The organism is Ideonella alba (assembly GCF_018069845.1).
In the GTDB taxonomy this organism is placed as follows: domain Bacteria; phylum Pseudomonadota; class Gammaproteobacteria; order Burkholderiales; family Burkholderiaceae_C; genus Ideonella; species Ideonella alba.
Map to the genome: position 1 here is coordinate 55,290 of NZ_JAGQDD010000005.1, position 13,496 is coordinate 68,785.

The 13,496-nt window shown below is 73.0% G+C and carries 13 protein-coding genes; 10 read left to right on the forward strand and 3 right to left on the reverse strand.

The features are described 5' to 3' along the window. Window positions 1–76 precede the first annotated feature (76 nt). From KAK03_RS09210 to KAK03_RS09230, 5 genes are read left to right on the forward strand one after another with little or no spacing between them, the layout of a single operon-like run. Window positions 77–2,086 (forward strand): sigma-54-dependent Fis family transcriptional regulator, encoded by a 2,010-nt coding sequence (locus KAK03_RS09210; RefSeq protein ID WP_210853636.1) that lies wholly within the window; start codon window positions 77–79, stop codon window positions 2,084–2,086. Then, window positions 2,019–2,699 carry a flavoprotein gene (locus KAK03_RS09215; protein WP_210853638.1) on the forward strand — a complete coding sequence of 227 codons (681 nt, stop codon included), beginning with the start codon at window positions 2,019–2,021 and terminating at the stop codon, window positions 2,697–2,699. Before KAK03_RS09210 ends, KAK03_RS09215 begins: the two co-directional genes overlap by 68 nt. Further along, window positions 2,678–4,081, forward strand: coding sequence for a DUF6513 domain-containing protein (locus KAK03_RS09220; protein WP_210853640.1), 1,404 nt, complete (start codon window positions 2,678–2,680; stop codon window positions 4,079–4,081). Before KAK03_RS09215 ends, KAK03_RS09220 begins: the two co-directional genes overlap by 22 nt. Continuing rightward, window positions 4,074–4,649: a DUF447 domain-containing protein gene (locus KAK03_RS09225; RefSeq protein WP_210853642.1), complete on the forward strand. Its 576-nt coding sequence runs from the start codon at window positions 4,074–4,076 to the stop codon at window positions 4,647–4,649. Before KAK03_RS09220 ends, KAK03_RS09225 begins: the two co-directional genes overlap by 8 nt. Continuing rightward, a complete protein-coding gene (locus KAK03_RS09230) occupies window positions 4,646–5,347 on the forward strand; it encodes a (5-formylfuran-3-yl)methyl phosphate synthase (protein ID WP_210853644.1) in 702 nt (233 codons plus the stop codon). Before KAK03_RS09225 ends, KAK03_RS09230 begins: the two co-directional genes overlap by 4 nt. On the opposite strand, the gene KAK03_RS09235 is transcribed toward KAK03_RS09230, so the two are convergent. From KAK03_RS09235 to KAK03_RS09245, 3 genes are read right to left on the reverse strand one after another with little or no spacing between them, the layout of a single operon-like run. Beyond that, the gene (locus KAK03_RS09235) at window positions 5,338–5,919 is read right to left on the reverse strand and encodes an amino acid kinase family protein (RefSeq protein ID WP_210853646.1); all 582 of its coding nucleotides are present in this window, start codon (window positions 5,917–5,919) and stop codon (window positions 5,338–5,340) included. The two genes, KAK03_RS09230 and KAK03_RS09235, sit on opposite strands and share 10 nt — an antisense overlap. Window positions 5,920–5,930: 11 nt before the next feature. Continuing rightward, on the reverse strand, window positions 5,931–6,992 hold the full coding sequence (locus KAK03_RS09240; RefSeq protein ID WP_210853648.1) for a hydantoinase/oxoprolinase family protein: 1,062 nt from the start codon (window positions 6,990–6,992) through the stop codon (window positions 5,931–5,933). Continuing rightward, window positions 6,985–7,941, reverse strand: coding sequence for an ATP-grasp domain-containing protein (locus KAK03_RS09245; RefSeq protein WP_210853650.1), 957 nt, complete (start codon window positions 7,939–7,941; stop codon window positions 6,985–6,987). The genes KAK03_RS09240 and KAK03_RS09245 overlap by 8 nt, the downstream gene beginning before the upstream one ends. A 21-nt stretch (window positions 7,942–7,962) precedes the next feature. On the opposite strand from KAK03_RS09245, the gene KAK03_RS09250 reads away from it, so the two are divergent. From KAK03_RS09250 to KAK03_RS09270, 5 genes are all read left to right on the forward strand, one after another. Continuing rightward, window positions 7,963–8,706, forward strand: coding sequence for a HisA/HisF-related TIM barrel protein (locus tag KAK03_RS09250; protein WP_210853652.1), 744 nt, complete (start codon window positions 7,963–7,965; stop codon window positions 8,704–8,706). A 208-nt stretch (window positions 8,707–8,914) separates the two neighbouring features. Then, window positions 8,915–10,093, forward strand: a complete 1,179-nt coding sequence (locus tag KAK03_RS09255) for a molybdopterin-binding domain-containing protein (RefSeq protein WP_210853654.1) — start codon at window positions 8,915–8,917, stop codon at window positions 10,091–10,093. Then, the gene (locus KAK03_RS09260; protein ID WP_210853656.1) at window positions 10,090–11,769 is read left to right on the forward strand and encodes a formylmethanofuran dehydrogenase subunit A; all 1,680 of its coding nucleotides are present in this window, start codon (window positions 10,090–10,092) and stop codon (window positions 11,767–11,769) included. The genes KAK03_RS09255 and KAK03_RS09260 overlap by 4 nt, the downstream gene beginning before the upstream one ends. Further along, window positions 11,766–12,677: a formylmethanofuran--tetrahydromethanopterin N-formyltransferase gene (gene fhcD, locus KAK03_RS09265; protein ID WP_210853657.1), complete on the forward strand. Its 912-nt coding sequence runs from the start codon at window positions 11,766–11,768 to the stop codon at window positions 12,675–12,677. Before KAK03_RS09260 ends, fhcD begins: the two co-directional genes overlap by 4 nt. Further along, window positions 12,674–13,492, forward strand: a complete 819-nt coding sequence (locus KAK03_RS09270; protein ID WP_210853659.1) for a formylmethanofuran dehydrogenase subunit C — start codon at window positions 12,674–12,676, stop codon at window positions 13,490–13,492. The genes fhcD and KAK03_RS09270 overlap by 4 nt, the downstream gene beginning before the upstream one ends. Window positions 13,493–13,496: the final 4 nt, after the last annotated feature.

Sequence of the window (13,496 nt, forward strand, 5' to 3'; positions counted from 1 at the left end):
ACTGCGGTAGCGCCACAATCCGGAATGGCGCCCAAACTGTCGGGAGCCCGTCCTCGTGAAACAGGGAGATTTTCCCATGAGCCTCGTCCTGCCTCGTTCCGACGGCCACGCCGACCATGTGTTCGATGTGGTGCGCAGCGGCCAGCACGACGACCCGAACGACATCGTCGCGCGCTCTTGGAGCCGCTGCCTCAACGAATACCGCCTGCACCCCGACCGGCCGCGCGAGCTGCCGGTGCTGCCGGCCAAGACGCTGGAAGAGCGCCTGTCGCGCATGGCCGACGTCATCGACTGCGCGCGCTACGAGATGACCTCGCTGTACCAGCAGCTCTCCGACGGCGAGACCGCGGTGGTGCTGACCGACACCGAGGGCGTGATCCTGCACATGGTGACCTCGGCCGATTTCGCCTCGCAGGTGGAGCCGATGGGCCTGCGCGTGGGCGCCATCTGGAGCGAGAACACCGCCGGCACCAACGGCATGGGCACCTGCCTGGCCTCGGGCGCACCGGTGTCGGTGCGCCGCGAAGACCACTTCTTCACCGCCTTCACCGGCCTGACCTGCTCGGCCGTGCCGGTCTATGACCCGGCGGGCGAACTGTGCGCGGTGCTGGACGTCTCCAGCCGCAGCTCGATGATGCAGCAGCACCTGCTGGTGCTGCTGGGCATGACCGCGCGGATGATCGAGAACCGGCTGATCGACCGGCGCTTTCGCAGCGCCCACCCGGTGCACTTCCACAGCCGGCCCGAATTCGTCTACACCCTGCACGAAGGCCGCCTGGCGGTGTCCGAGGACGGCCGCATCCTGGCCGCCAACCGCAGCGCGCTGTTCCAGCTGGGCATGACCTCGGTGGCCGAGATCCGCGCGCGCCGCGTGGAGGACCTGTTCCAGTCCAGCCTGGACGACATGGTGCAGCGCAGCGTGTCCTCGTCCTTCCACCCGATCGTCACCTACCGCGCCAATGCGGCGCACCGCTTCTTCGCGGTGGCCCGCCGCCCGGCCGAGGACGCCCGTGCCGGCGGGGCGATGACGGTGATGCCCGCACCCACGCCCGGTGCACGACCGGCCGCCGCGGCCCGTGCCGCGCTGCCTCGCCCGGGCAGCGGCGGGGTGTCCACCTTTGCTGATCCGCGCCTGGCCCAGCAGCTGGGCACGGCGCGCCGCGTGATCGGCCGCCAGACGCCCATCCTGCTGTGCGGCGAGACCGGCTCCGGCAAGGAGGTCTTCGCCCGCGCCGTGCACGAGGCCAGCCCGCACAGCGGCGGCGCCTTCGTGGCCATCAATTGCGCCAGCCTGCCCGAGAGCCTGATCGAGGCCGAGCTGTTCGGCTACCGCGCCGGCGCCTTCACCGGCGCGCAGCGCACCGGCCGGCGCGGCAAGATCCTGCAGGCCGACGGGGGCACGCTGTTCCTGGACGAGATCGGCGACATGCCGCTGGACCTGCAGGCGCGGCTGCTGCGGGTGCTGGAGGAGCGCCAGGTCACGCCGCTGGGCACCGAGGAGGTCCACGACGTCAATTTCCAGCTGATCAGCGCCAGCCACCGCAACCTGCTGGCCCTGGTCGATGAAGGCCTGTTCCGCGAGGACCTGTACTACCGCCTGGCCGGCGTCGAGCTGGACCTGCCGCCGCTGCGCGAGCGCAGCGACAAGCGCGAGCTGATCCGCAACCTGCTGCAGACCGAGGGCGGCACCGAATGCAGCCTCAGCCCCGAGGCCGAGCGTCTGCTGCTGAACCATCCCTGGCCCGGCAACGTGCGCCAGCTGCGCCATGTGCTGCGCTCGGCGGTGGCGCTGGCCGACGCCCAGCAGATCGGCGTCGAGCACCTGCCCAGCCTGCGCTCCCAGCGCGGTGCGCCGCCCGCGGACACCGTGGCGCAACCCGCGGTGCCGGTCGTGCCCGCCGAAGAGCCGGCCGACGAGCTGCCCCGCCTCAACCCGATCCAGGCCAACGAACGCCAGGTGCTGCTGCAGCTGCTGGAGCATCATCGCTGGAACGTCAGCAACGTCGCCAAGGCGCTTGATGTCAGCCGCAACACCCTCTACCGCAAGCTCCACAAGCTCCACATCCGGATCTCCCATCCCGGCTGAGGGCCGCGAGCGCATCGACGCCGTCGACGAGGCGGCCGGCCTGGAGGACGCGCCCAGGCGCTCGCGCTTTGCCTGGTGCGTGACCGGCTCGGGCCATTTCCTGGAAGAGTCGATGGCGCTGGCCGCGCGGCTGCCGCAGTGCGACCTGTTCCTGTCGGCCGCGGCCGAAGAGGTACTGCCCATCTACGGCTACCACCTGGACGCGCTGCGCCAGCGCCACAAGCTGTTCCGCGACAAGACCGCCAGCGCGGTGCCGGTGGGCGCGCTCTACACCGACGTCTACCACACGGTGATCGTCGCCCCGGCCACCAGCAACACCGTGGCCAAGTGCGCCTACGGCTTCAGCGACACGCTGCCCACCAACATGTTCGCCCAGGCCGGCAAGCTGGGCATTCCCGGCATCGTGTTTGCTTGCGATACCGAGCCGGTGGTGGTCACCAAGGCGCCCCATGATTGGGTCACGCTGCGGCCGCGGCGCGTCGAGCTGGAGAATGTCGAGCGCCTGCGCGGCATCGACCATGCGCAGGTGGTCTGCTCGCCCGATGAACTGGAACAGGCCCTGACCCGGCGACTGGCTGAACTGCACCTCGCGTGGAACACATCGTCTTCCTGACCGGCCACCTGGCCGAGGCCTCGCTGCAGCGGGTGCTGCAGTCCTTGAACAGCACCGCGGGCGAGGCGCCCTTCACCTGGGAAACGCGTGACGTGGGCGTGCAGGTGGCGGCGCTGATGACCGCCGACATGATCCGCCGCCGTGTGCCCGCGCCGCTGCCCGGCGCCGACCGCATCCTGGTGCCAGGCCGCTGCCGCGGCGATGTCGAGGGCTTGTCGGCCCACTTCGGCGTGCCGGTGCAGCGCGGCCCCGATGAGTTGAAGGACCTGCCGCAGCACTTCAAGCGAGCGGCCCAGGCGGTGGATCTGTCGAAGCACCGCACCCGCATCTTTGCCGAGATCACCGACGCGCCGCGCCTGAGCGTGGCCGAGATCGTCGAGCGCGCCCGCGCCCTGGTGGCCGACGGCGCCGATGTGATCGACCTGGGCGGCCTGCCGGCCACGCCTTTCGGGCACCTGGCCGAGTCGGTGCAGGCGCTGAAGGCCGAGGGCTGGCAGGTCAGTGTCGACAGCCAGGACACCGACGAGCTGCTCACCGGCGGCCGCGCCGGTGCCGACTACCTGCTGAGCCTGAAGGCCGACACCCTGTGGGTGGCCGACGAAGTGGCGTCCACGCCCATCCTGATCCCCCGCGAGCCGGCCGACGAGGCCAGCCTGGACGCCGCGATCGCCGGCATGCGCGCGCGCGGCCGGCCCTTTCTGGCCGACCCCATCCTCGACCCCATCCCCTACGGCTTCACTGCGTCCATCGTGCGCTACCACGCGCTGCGCCAGCGCCACCCGGAGGTGGCCATCATGATGGGCACCGGCAACCTGAGCGAGCTCACCGAGGCCGACACCAGCGGTATGCACGCGCTGCTGCTGGGCATCTGCGCCGAGCTGGACGTGGCCGCGGTGCTGACCACCCAGGTCAGTCTGCATGCCCGACGCGCGGTGCGCGAGGTGGATGCCGCGCGGCGCATCATGCACGCCGCCGCCACGCTGCCGGCGCTGCCCAAGGGCCTGAGCCCGCTGCTGGCCACGGTGCACGAGCGTCACCCCTGGCCCGACACCCCCGAAGAAATCGCCGCCACGGCGGCCCAGGTGCGCGACCCGAACTTCCGCATCCAGGTCAGCCAGCGCGGCCTGCACGTCTACAACCGCGACGGCCTGCGCGAGTCCACCGAGGCCTTCGCGCTGTGGCCGCAGCTGGGTCTGCAAGGCGATGGCGGCCATGCCTTCTACATGGGCGTGGAGCTGGCCCGCGCCGAGATCGCCTTCCAGTTGGGCAAGCGCTATGTGCAGGACCGGCCGCTGGACTGGGGCGTGGCCTGGCAGCCCACGATCGACAATGAGCAATGCGCCCCTGGCCCGACCCGGGTGAAGCGCGACACCGATGCCTGAACTGATCTACGAGTGCGTCGTCAGCACCACCGACGCCACCGGCCGCCCGCACCTCGCGCCCATGGGCGTGCGCTACCGCGCCGATGACCGCGTGCTGCTGATGCCCTTCAAGCCCTCCACCACGCTGGACAACATCCTCGCCACCGGCGTGGCCGGCCTGAACGTGCTGACCGACACGCGCGTCTTTGCCGGCTGCGTCACCGGCCGGCGCGAATGGCCGCTGCTGCCGATGCAGCGCCTTGGCGGCCTGCGCCTGCGCGCGGCGCTGCGCCACCAGGAGCTGCAGCTCGAGTCGGTCAGCGACGACCCGCAGCGCCCCGTGCTGACTCTGCACGCGGTCCACAGCGTGGACCACGCGCCCTTCCTGGGCCTGAACCGCGCGCAGGCGGCGGTGCTGGAAGGCGCGGTGCTGGTCAGCCGCCTGCACCTGCTGCCGGCCGACAAGATCGACACCGAGATGGCCTACCTGCAGATCGCGATCGACAAGACCGCTGCGCCGGCCGAGCTGGAGGCCTGGGGCTGGTTGCGTGAGGCGATTGCCGCGCACCGCGCCGGGAGCCTGGCATGACCCGGGTGCTGGTCAGCGTGCGCGATGCCGTCGAGGCGCAGGTGGCCGCTGCCGCCGGCGTGCCCTTCATCGACCTGAAGGAGCCCTCGCGCGGTGCGCTGGGCGGGCTGGACCCGGCGGTGATCGCGCCCATCGTGGCCCAGCTGCGCACCAGCGCGCCACAGGCGGTGGTCAGCGCCACGATCGGCGACTGGCCGGCCGAGGCGGCTGACGAGGTGGCAGCCCGTTGCCGCGCCGTGGCCGCCACCGGCGTGGACCACGTCAAGGCCGGCGTGGTGCCGGGTGGGGCGGCGCTGGCGCTGCTGCGCCAGCTCGATGCGCTGCGCCGCACCGAGGGCCTGCCGATCGTGCCGGTGCTGGTGGCCGACGATGGCGTGCCCTGGGCGCTGGTGGACGCGGCGCTGGCCGCCGGCTTCGAGCTGCTGATGCTGGACACCGTGGACAAGCGCGGCGGCAGCCTGCTGCAGCGCTGCGCGCTGGCCGATCTGCAGCGCTTTGTCGCTGCCAGCCGGGCGGTGCGCGCGCGTCCTGGCCTGGCCGGCGCACTGCGCGCCGAGGACTGGCCGCAGCTGGCGGCACTGGCGCCGGATTTCGCCGGTTTCCGCTCGGCGGTGTGCGCCGGCGACCGCGCCGGCACGCTCAGCGCCGAGCGCCTGTTGGCACTGCTTCGGATGTCCGCTGGGGCCGCTCAGGCCTGACCCAGCAGCAACCCGCGCGCCTCGGGCCACTGGCCCACGTTGAGCACATCGATCGGGAAGGCCACCGGCCCGAGCCGGTCCATGAAGCCCTCGTCGATCACCTCGCGGCGGTGCAGGCTGTCCAGGTCCTCACCGTCGATGTCGCAGCTCTTGACCAGCAGCAGGCGCTCGGCATTCAGGCGCAGCGCCAGGTCCAGCGCGATGCTGTCGCCGGTCACGGCCCAGTTGGTGTTCGCGTCAGGCACCTGGCGCACCAGCTCCAGCGGCGACCACACCACGGTGCGCGCCTGACGCAGCGTGCGCACGATGTCGGCCTCGCGCTCCACCAGTTGCAGCGCGGGCTGCAGGCCGCACATCAACCAGGCGTTCTGGGCCATCGCCAGCACCGCCATGTTGTGCGCCGGCAGGTCGTCGAACTGCCAATGCGCCTGCAGCCGGCGCACTTCCTCGGCCAGGCCACCGCCCCCGGGCACGATGATGACCCGGCCGCCCCCCAGCAGCGCCAGGCCATCCAGCCAGTCGCGCAGGCCGGCGCTTGCGTTGAGACTGCCTCCGAGCTTGACCACCCACATGGTGCTTCTCCTCAGGCGCCGGCCAGCAGGGCGGCCACGGCCACGCTGGGCGCGCAGACCGTGGCCCAGCCGGCCAGCGGCCCGGCCCGCGCCACGTCGCGCCCGTGATCGATCAGCGCGATGCCCACCGCGGCGTCGCCATACACCCGTCGCATCAGTGCGGCGGCCAGGAAGGCGCCGGCACCTGCCACCACCACGCGCTCGGGGCGCTGTGGCTGGACCTGCTGCCAGGCCTCGGCCAGACGGTTCAACTGGGCCTCGCGCCACTGGCGGGCCAGCTGCCGCCACTCCTCGGCGGTGGCGTCGCGCCGGTCGCAGCCCACCATGCGGGCCAGCCGCGCCTGGCTGCCGGCCTCGTCCTTCGGGCCGTTGTCGGCGCTGGGCTGCTGGTCGTGTGCGGGGTCGAGTTCGCCGGTCAGGCGGTAGACATCGGCAGTGGTGGCGAACCATTCGTTCATCACGCCCAGGCGCTGGCTCTGCAGCTGCACATGCGCGGCCAGCGCGCACAGCGGCGTGCGAACGACGCCCTGGTAGACCAGTTCGCCACTCGCCAGGCGGTCGCGGTCGCTGCGGCTGCGGGTGTCCGGGCGGCCATCGGCCAGGCGGATGATGTCGGTGGTGGTGCTGCCGATGTCCAGCAGCACGCCGTGGCCGAGGATGGCCGCCGCGTGCTGCGCCGTGGCCAGCCAGTTGGCCGAGGCCACGCGCTGCCACTGCGCCGCGGCCTGCGCGCTGTCCAGCCACAGCACGGCCGGCCCGGGCGCCAGCCGGGGCCCCGCATAGACCTGCACCGGCGCGTCCAGGCCGGCGCACATCGCAGCGGCCAGCCGGGCCACGCCATCGGCGCGGTCGTCGAACAGATCGGTCATCTCGGCGGTCATCGTCAGCGCGTGGCGCGCCCGCTGCAGGTCGGGCCAGCGCGCCCGGGCCAGCGCCATGGCGGCCTCCAACTGCGGCAGGCCCTGCCACACCGGGCAGGGCCACTGCGCCACATCCTGCACCTGGGCGTCGGCCCAGCGGCAGGCCTTGAGGTGGGCGCCACCCAGGTCCCAGCCGATCACCAGCTCAGACATGGGCCTGCTCCGGCAGGGCGGGCGACCACCACGGCGCCAGCAGCTCGGCCGCCAGCGGCCGGCCCAGCCGCTCGGCCAGGCCGATGAAGGCACAGGTCAGGCGCGCATTGACCTCGACGCACACCGGGCCCAGCTGCGGATGCCAGACCAGGTCCACGCCCACGTAGCCGCGCAGGCCGGGAATGGCCGCCCACACCGATTGCGCCACCGCCTCCAGCCGGCGCCAGCGCGGGTCGCCCGGCGCCACCGCGGCCGCCTCGGCACCCAGGAAGCGCAGTTCGCCGTCGTCGGGCGTGTGCAGCTGCTGGCGGTTCACGGCCAGCAGCCGGCAGCCGTCGGGCCGGCAGGCCATGGACAGGCTCAGCGGCTCACCGGTGATCCAGGGCTGGCACAGCACGGCTTCGCCGCGGGCGCGCCGCGCCGCCAGCATGCGCAGCGCCTGGGCCTTGCCGGACAGCCGCCAGCAGCCCTCGGCCCCTGCGCCCTGTTCGGGCTTGACGACCCAGTGCGCGGGCTGCACCTCGGCGCCGATGTTGTCCGGCGTGCGCAGCCCGGCGCCGGCCAGCGCGGCCAGCGTGCGCGGCTTGTGGCTGCTCACCTCCAGCGCTGCGGCGCTGCTGCCCACCCAGCGCTGCGCGCCCACCAGGCGCTTGCAGCGCAGCAGCCAGTTGTCGGACTCAGGGGCGATCACCCAGACCAGCTCGTGCGTCACCGCCAGGCGCCGCACGAAGGCCTCGGCCGCCTCGCCGGCATGCGCCCGCACCCCGCGGCCCTGATGGGCCGGGGCGGCGGGGCTGTCGGCCACGCTCAGCGTCAGGCCGGGCAGATCAGCCAGGGCCCGCGCCAGCGCGTCGCGCATGGCCACGCCCTGGTCCAGCAGGCGCGACTCGGCCGGGCCCAGCGGCAGCGCGCCGGCGCTGAGCAGTTCGTACACCACAATGCGGGTCATGCCGACCCCTCAGCGACGACCATGGAACTGATCCCGGTGCTGGACCTGCGTGCGGGCCAGGTGGTGCATGCCCGGCGGGGCGAGCGGGGGCGGTACGCGCCGATCGAGTCGGCGCTGTGCCCGGGCGCCGATCCGCTGGCCCTGGCGCAGGCGCTGGTGGACCTGACGGGGACCCGCACGCTGTACCTGGCCGACCTGGACGGCGTGCTGGACGGCCGCCCGCAGGCCGCGCTGCTGCGCCGTCTGGTGCAGGCCTGGCCGCAGTTGCGGTGGTGGATCGATGCCGGCTGGCAGCGCCGCGAGGACGCCTGGCGCCTGCGCGACGCGCTGGGGTCGGCGGGCGACGCCGTGGTGCCGGTGTACGGCACCGAGAGCCTGGCCGACCGCGCGGCACTGGAGGCGCTGCAGGATGACCCGCGCGCCGTGCTGTCGCTGGACCGCCGGGCGTCCCGCCCAATGGACCCCGCCGGCCTGTGGGACTGCCCGCAGCTGTGGCTGCCCACCACCATCGTCATGACGCTGGAGCGGGTGGGCAGCGGTGCCGGGCCTGACCTGCAGACCTTGCCGGCACTGCGCCGCCAGGCGCCGCAGGTGACATGCTGGGTGGGCTCCGGCGGCGTGCGCCACCCGGCCGACCTGGCGGCCGGCGCTGCGGCCGGGGCCGACGCCTGGCTGGTGGCCAGCGCCTTGCACACCGGCGGCTGGCCGGCAGGGCGGGTGTCGGGAAAGGAGCAGGCAACGGGCACGGCGGGGCGGCATTCATGAATCGTGCCACGGTGCCGACCCGCCCCGCCCGCCCCGGGCCGATCACGAAACGGAACAGTGTGTGCCGGCCTTGGGCCCGGGCATGCGCCGGTGCGCGGGCGCTGTCGGCCCCGGGCGCCGGGGCCTCGCCCGTGCGCGCCATCGGTGGCCACGCCGGCCGGCGCCTGCCCGGGGCGCAGGTGGCACGGTGATTGCGGTGCACGGGGCCATGCCTTCCCTTGAAACGGCCATGCCCTCGGCGGCATGGACCTGTCCCTTCTGCCCCCTGATGTGCGAGGCCGAGCCCGGCACTTCGCTCGCCTGTCCCCGACTGGACGCCCGCAGCGCCGCGCTGCCCGTGGTGACGCCCCTGCCTGATGATGTGCTGGACCAGCGCCTGGTCCAGGCTGTGGCCTGGCTGCGGGCCAGCCGCCAGCCGGTGTTCGGTGGCCTGGGCACCGACGTGGCCGGCGCCCGGGCGCTGCAGGCCCTGGCCGACCCATGCGGCGCGGTGGTCGACGGTGGCGTGGCCATGGCCCAGCCGCTGCGCGCGCAGCAGGACCGCGGCAGCTTCAGCGTCACGCTGGCCGAGGCCCGCGAACGCGCCGACCTGATCGTGCTGGTGGGCTCCTGGCCGATGCAGCGCGCACCGCGGCTGCGCGAGCGCCTGAGCGGCGGGCCCTTCGGCGAGCCCGCCTGGGTGGCGCTGGGCGCACCCCAGGCCGGGGCCGTGGATGGCATCGAGCGCATCGAGGCGCCCGACCTGTTCCGGGCGCTGAGCACCCTGGCGGCGCTGCTGGACCAGCGCCGCCTGCCCGCTGGCGTGCCGCAGGCCTGGCGCACCCTGGCCACTCGCCTGGCCGCCGCACGCTACGCCGTGCTGGTGTTCGAACCGGGGCCGCTGGGCCCTCAGGCCGGGCTGCTGATCGAGCGCATCAACACCCTGGTCACGCTGCTCAACCGCCAAGGCCGCGCCGCGTCCTTGTCCATCGGCGCCGGTCAGGGCCTGGGCACGGTGCAGCAGGTGCTGGCCTGGCGCACCGGCCTGCCGCTGCAAAGCCGCCGCGGGCCGCTGGGCCGCGAGCATGACCCGCTGACCCTGGACGGCCTGCGCCAGGTCCACGAGGGCAGCGCCGACCTGCTGCTGTGGGTGTCGGCCTATGGCGAGGCCATGCCGCCTTCGCGCCCCGGGTTGCGACGCATCGTGCTGGGCGCCGCCGACCAGGTCCATTTGTCTTTGCAGCCGGACACCCTTTTCTTCCCGGTGGGCACGCCGGGACTGGACCATGGCGGCCACCTGCACCGCACCGACGGCGTGGTGGTGCTGCCCCTGTTCGCGTCGCGTCGCAGCGCGGCCCCTGCGGTGGCGACGGTGCTGACCGCCTTGCTGGAGAGGCTGATGTCATGAGCCGCCTGACCTGCCTGCGCGGCGGCCTGGTCGTCGACCCCACCCAGAGCGGTGGCCCCACCGTGCGTGACCTCTTCTTCCGTGATGGCCGCATCGTCACCCCGGCGCCCGGCGAGCCTGCCGACGAGGTGATCGATTGCGCGGGCCGCACCGTGATGGCCGGCGGCGTGGACCTGCACAGCCACATTGGCGGCGGCAAGGTCAACCTGGCGCGGATGCTGCTGCCCGAGTTGCAGCGCGACGGCGCCAACCCGCTGCGCTGCACGCCGCACGAATCCGACCCCTGCAGCCTGGTCACGCCGGGCACGCTGGCCACCGGGCTGCGCTATGCGCAGATGGGCTACACCGCGGCCTTCGAGCCGGCGATGTTGCCCGCCAACGCGCGCCACGCCCACCTCGAGATGGGCGACACCCCCATCCTGGACCACGGCGCCTACGTGATGCTGGGCAGCGACGAGCTGCTGCTGCGCTGGATGCATGCCGGCGTGCCGTTTGAGCAGATCCGCGACTACGTGGGCTGGACCATCCACGCCAGCAAGGCGCTGGGCGTGAAGGTGGTCAACCCGGGCGGCATTTCGGCCTTCAAGTTCAACCAGCGCAAGCTGGACGTGGACGAGGCCCATGTCCACTGGGGTGTGACGCCGCGCCAGATCGTGCACACGCTGGCGCGCGCGCTGCGCGAGCTGCAGGTGCCGCACCCGCTGCACATCCACGGCAGCAACCTGGGCGTGGCGGGCAACATCGCCTCCACGCTGGAGACCATCGCTGCGCTGGAAGGCCTGCCCGCACACCTCACCCATGTGCAGTTCCACGCCTACGGCATTGAGGGCCCGAAGAAGTTCTCGTCGGCCGCACTGCAACTGGCCGAGGCGGTGAACACCAACCCCCACATCTCGATCGATGTGGGCCAGATCATCTTCGGCCAGACGGTCACCGCCAGCGGCGACACCATGCGCCAGCACGCCAACGCCGGCCTGGCCAACCCGCGCAAGTGGATCGGCGCCGACATCGAATGCGACGCCGGCTGCGGTGTGGTGCCCTTCCGCTACCGCGAGCAGAGCTTCGTCAATGCGCTGCAGTGGGTGATCGGCCTGGAGCTGTTCCTGCAGGTCAAGGACCCGTGGCGTGTGGTGCTGACCACCGACCACCCCAACGGCGGCCCATTCACCAGCTACCCGCACCTGATCCGCCTGCTGATGGACCGCTCGTTCCGGCTGGAGCAACTGGCCAGACTGCATCCCGAGGTGGCGGCGAACTGCGCGCTCAAGGACATGACGCGCGAGCTGACGCTGGAGGAGATCGCCATCATGACCCGCGCCGGCCCCGCGCGCCTGCTGGGCCTGGCCGATCGCGGCCACCTGCGCCCCGGCGCGGCGGCCGACATCGCTGTGTACCGCCAGGACGGCGACGCCGAGCAGCAGTTCACCGACCCGCCGCTGGTCTTCAAGGACGGCCTGCTGGTGGCCCGCGCCGGCCAGATCGTGGCGCAGCCGGTGGGCGCCACGCACATCGTCGAGCCCGTGTACGACACCAGCATCGACAAGCGCGTCCGCGCCGAGGCGCAGGCCCACGGCGGCACGCCGCCGCAGCCGATCAGCCACGACGAGCTGTGCAGCTGCTGCCGTGGCGGCCGCATCCTGCCGGTGGAATGCCTGGCGGCGGAGGAGGGCGCATGACGGTCGTGATCAACGGCACCGTCATCGACGACGGCTTTGCCGAAGCCTTCCCGATGAAGGCCACCCGCATCGTCATCACCGCGCACAACGCCACCTGGGCGCGCCACGCCGCGGTGGCCGCCAGCGGCTTTGCCACCAGCGTGATCGCCTGCGGCTGCGAGGCCGGCATCGAGCGCGAGCTGGGCCCCGATGAGACCCCCGACGGCCGGCCCGGTGTGGCCGTGCTGCTGTTCGCCATGAGCGGCAAGGAGCTGGTCAAGCAGCTCGAGCGCCGCGTGGGCCAGTGTGTGCTGACCTGTCCCACCACCGCGGTCTACGCCGGCATCGACGATGGTGAGGCGGTGGCTCTGGGCAAGAACCTGCGCTTCTTCGGCGACGGCTGGCAGATCGGCAAGCTGATCGGCGGCAAGCGCTACTGGCGCGTGCCGGTGATGGACGGTGAATTCGTCGCCGAGGAGACGACCGCGGTGGTCAAGGGCGTGGGCGGCGGCAACCTGTTGCTGCTGGCGCGCGACACCGCCAGCGCCCTGGCGGCGGCCGAGGCCGCCGTGGACGCGATGCGCGCGGTACCCGACGTGATCATGCCCTTCCCCGGCGGCGTGGTGCGCTCGGGTTCCAAGGTGGGCAGCAAGTACCCGGCGCTGGGCGCCTCCACCAACGACGCCTTCTGCCCCGCGCTGACCGGCCTGGCCCGCAAGACCGACCTGGACGAGCGCGTGGGCAGCGTGATGGAGATCGTCATCGACGGCCTGAGCGAGGCCGCGGTGGGCCAGGCCATGCGCGTGGGCATGGGCGCCGCCACCGCGCTGGGCGAACCGGGCGGCCTGCTGCGCATTGCCGCGGGCAACTACGGCGGCAAGCTGGGCCCGTTCCACTTTCACCTGCACAAGCTGCTTCCCGAAGCATGAACCGCTGGCACCTGCACCTGCGACACGCGCCCGAGGCGAGGCTGGACCTGCGCAGCATCGGTTCGCACCTGCGACTGGCGCCAGACACCGACGCCCTGGCCGCGCTGCCGCTGGCCTGCGGCCGCGATCTGCTGCCGCTGGGCACGCTGTTCGACATCGCACCGCTGAGCGAGGGCGACGCCGACCTGCGCCTGTCGGGCGATCTGTCGCGCGCCGACCGCATCGGCTGGCAGTGGAGCGAGGGCACGCTGGAGGTGATCGGCGACGCCGGCCACCACCTGGGCACTGCGATGAGCGGCGGCACGGTGCGCGTCAGCGGCGATGCGGGCGACGGCGCCGGCATCGAGATGCGCGGCGGCGAGTTGCGCATCGGCGGCAACGCCGGGGACTACCTGGCCAGCACGCTGCCCGGCAGCATGGACGGCATGCGCGGCGGCCTGATCGTGGTGGACGGCTCGGTGGGCGCGCGCTGCGCCGACCGCATGCGCCGCGGTACCGTCGTCGTGCGGGGCGACGCGGGCGATTTCCTGGGTTCGCGCTTGGTGGCCGGCACCGTGCTGCTGGGCGGCCGCTGCGGCGCCCACCCGGCCTGGGGCATGCGCCGCGGCACGCTGCTGCTGGCCGGCCCGGCCCCGGCCGACCTGGGCGATGGCTTCGTGCCCGACCACGCCGACCATGGCGTCTTCCTGGCGCTGCTGACGCGCGACCTGGCTCGCCACGGCGGTGTGGCCGCGGCCCTGGCCGGGCGGCCGGCGCGCTTCCTGCGCGGCGACCTGGCGGTCGACGGGCGCGGCGAAGTGCTGCTCTTCGCCTGATACC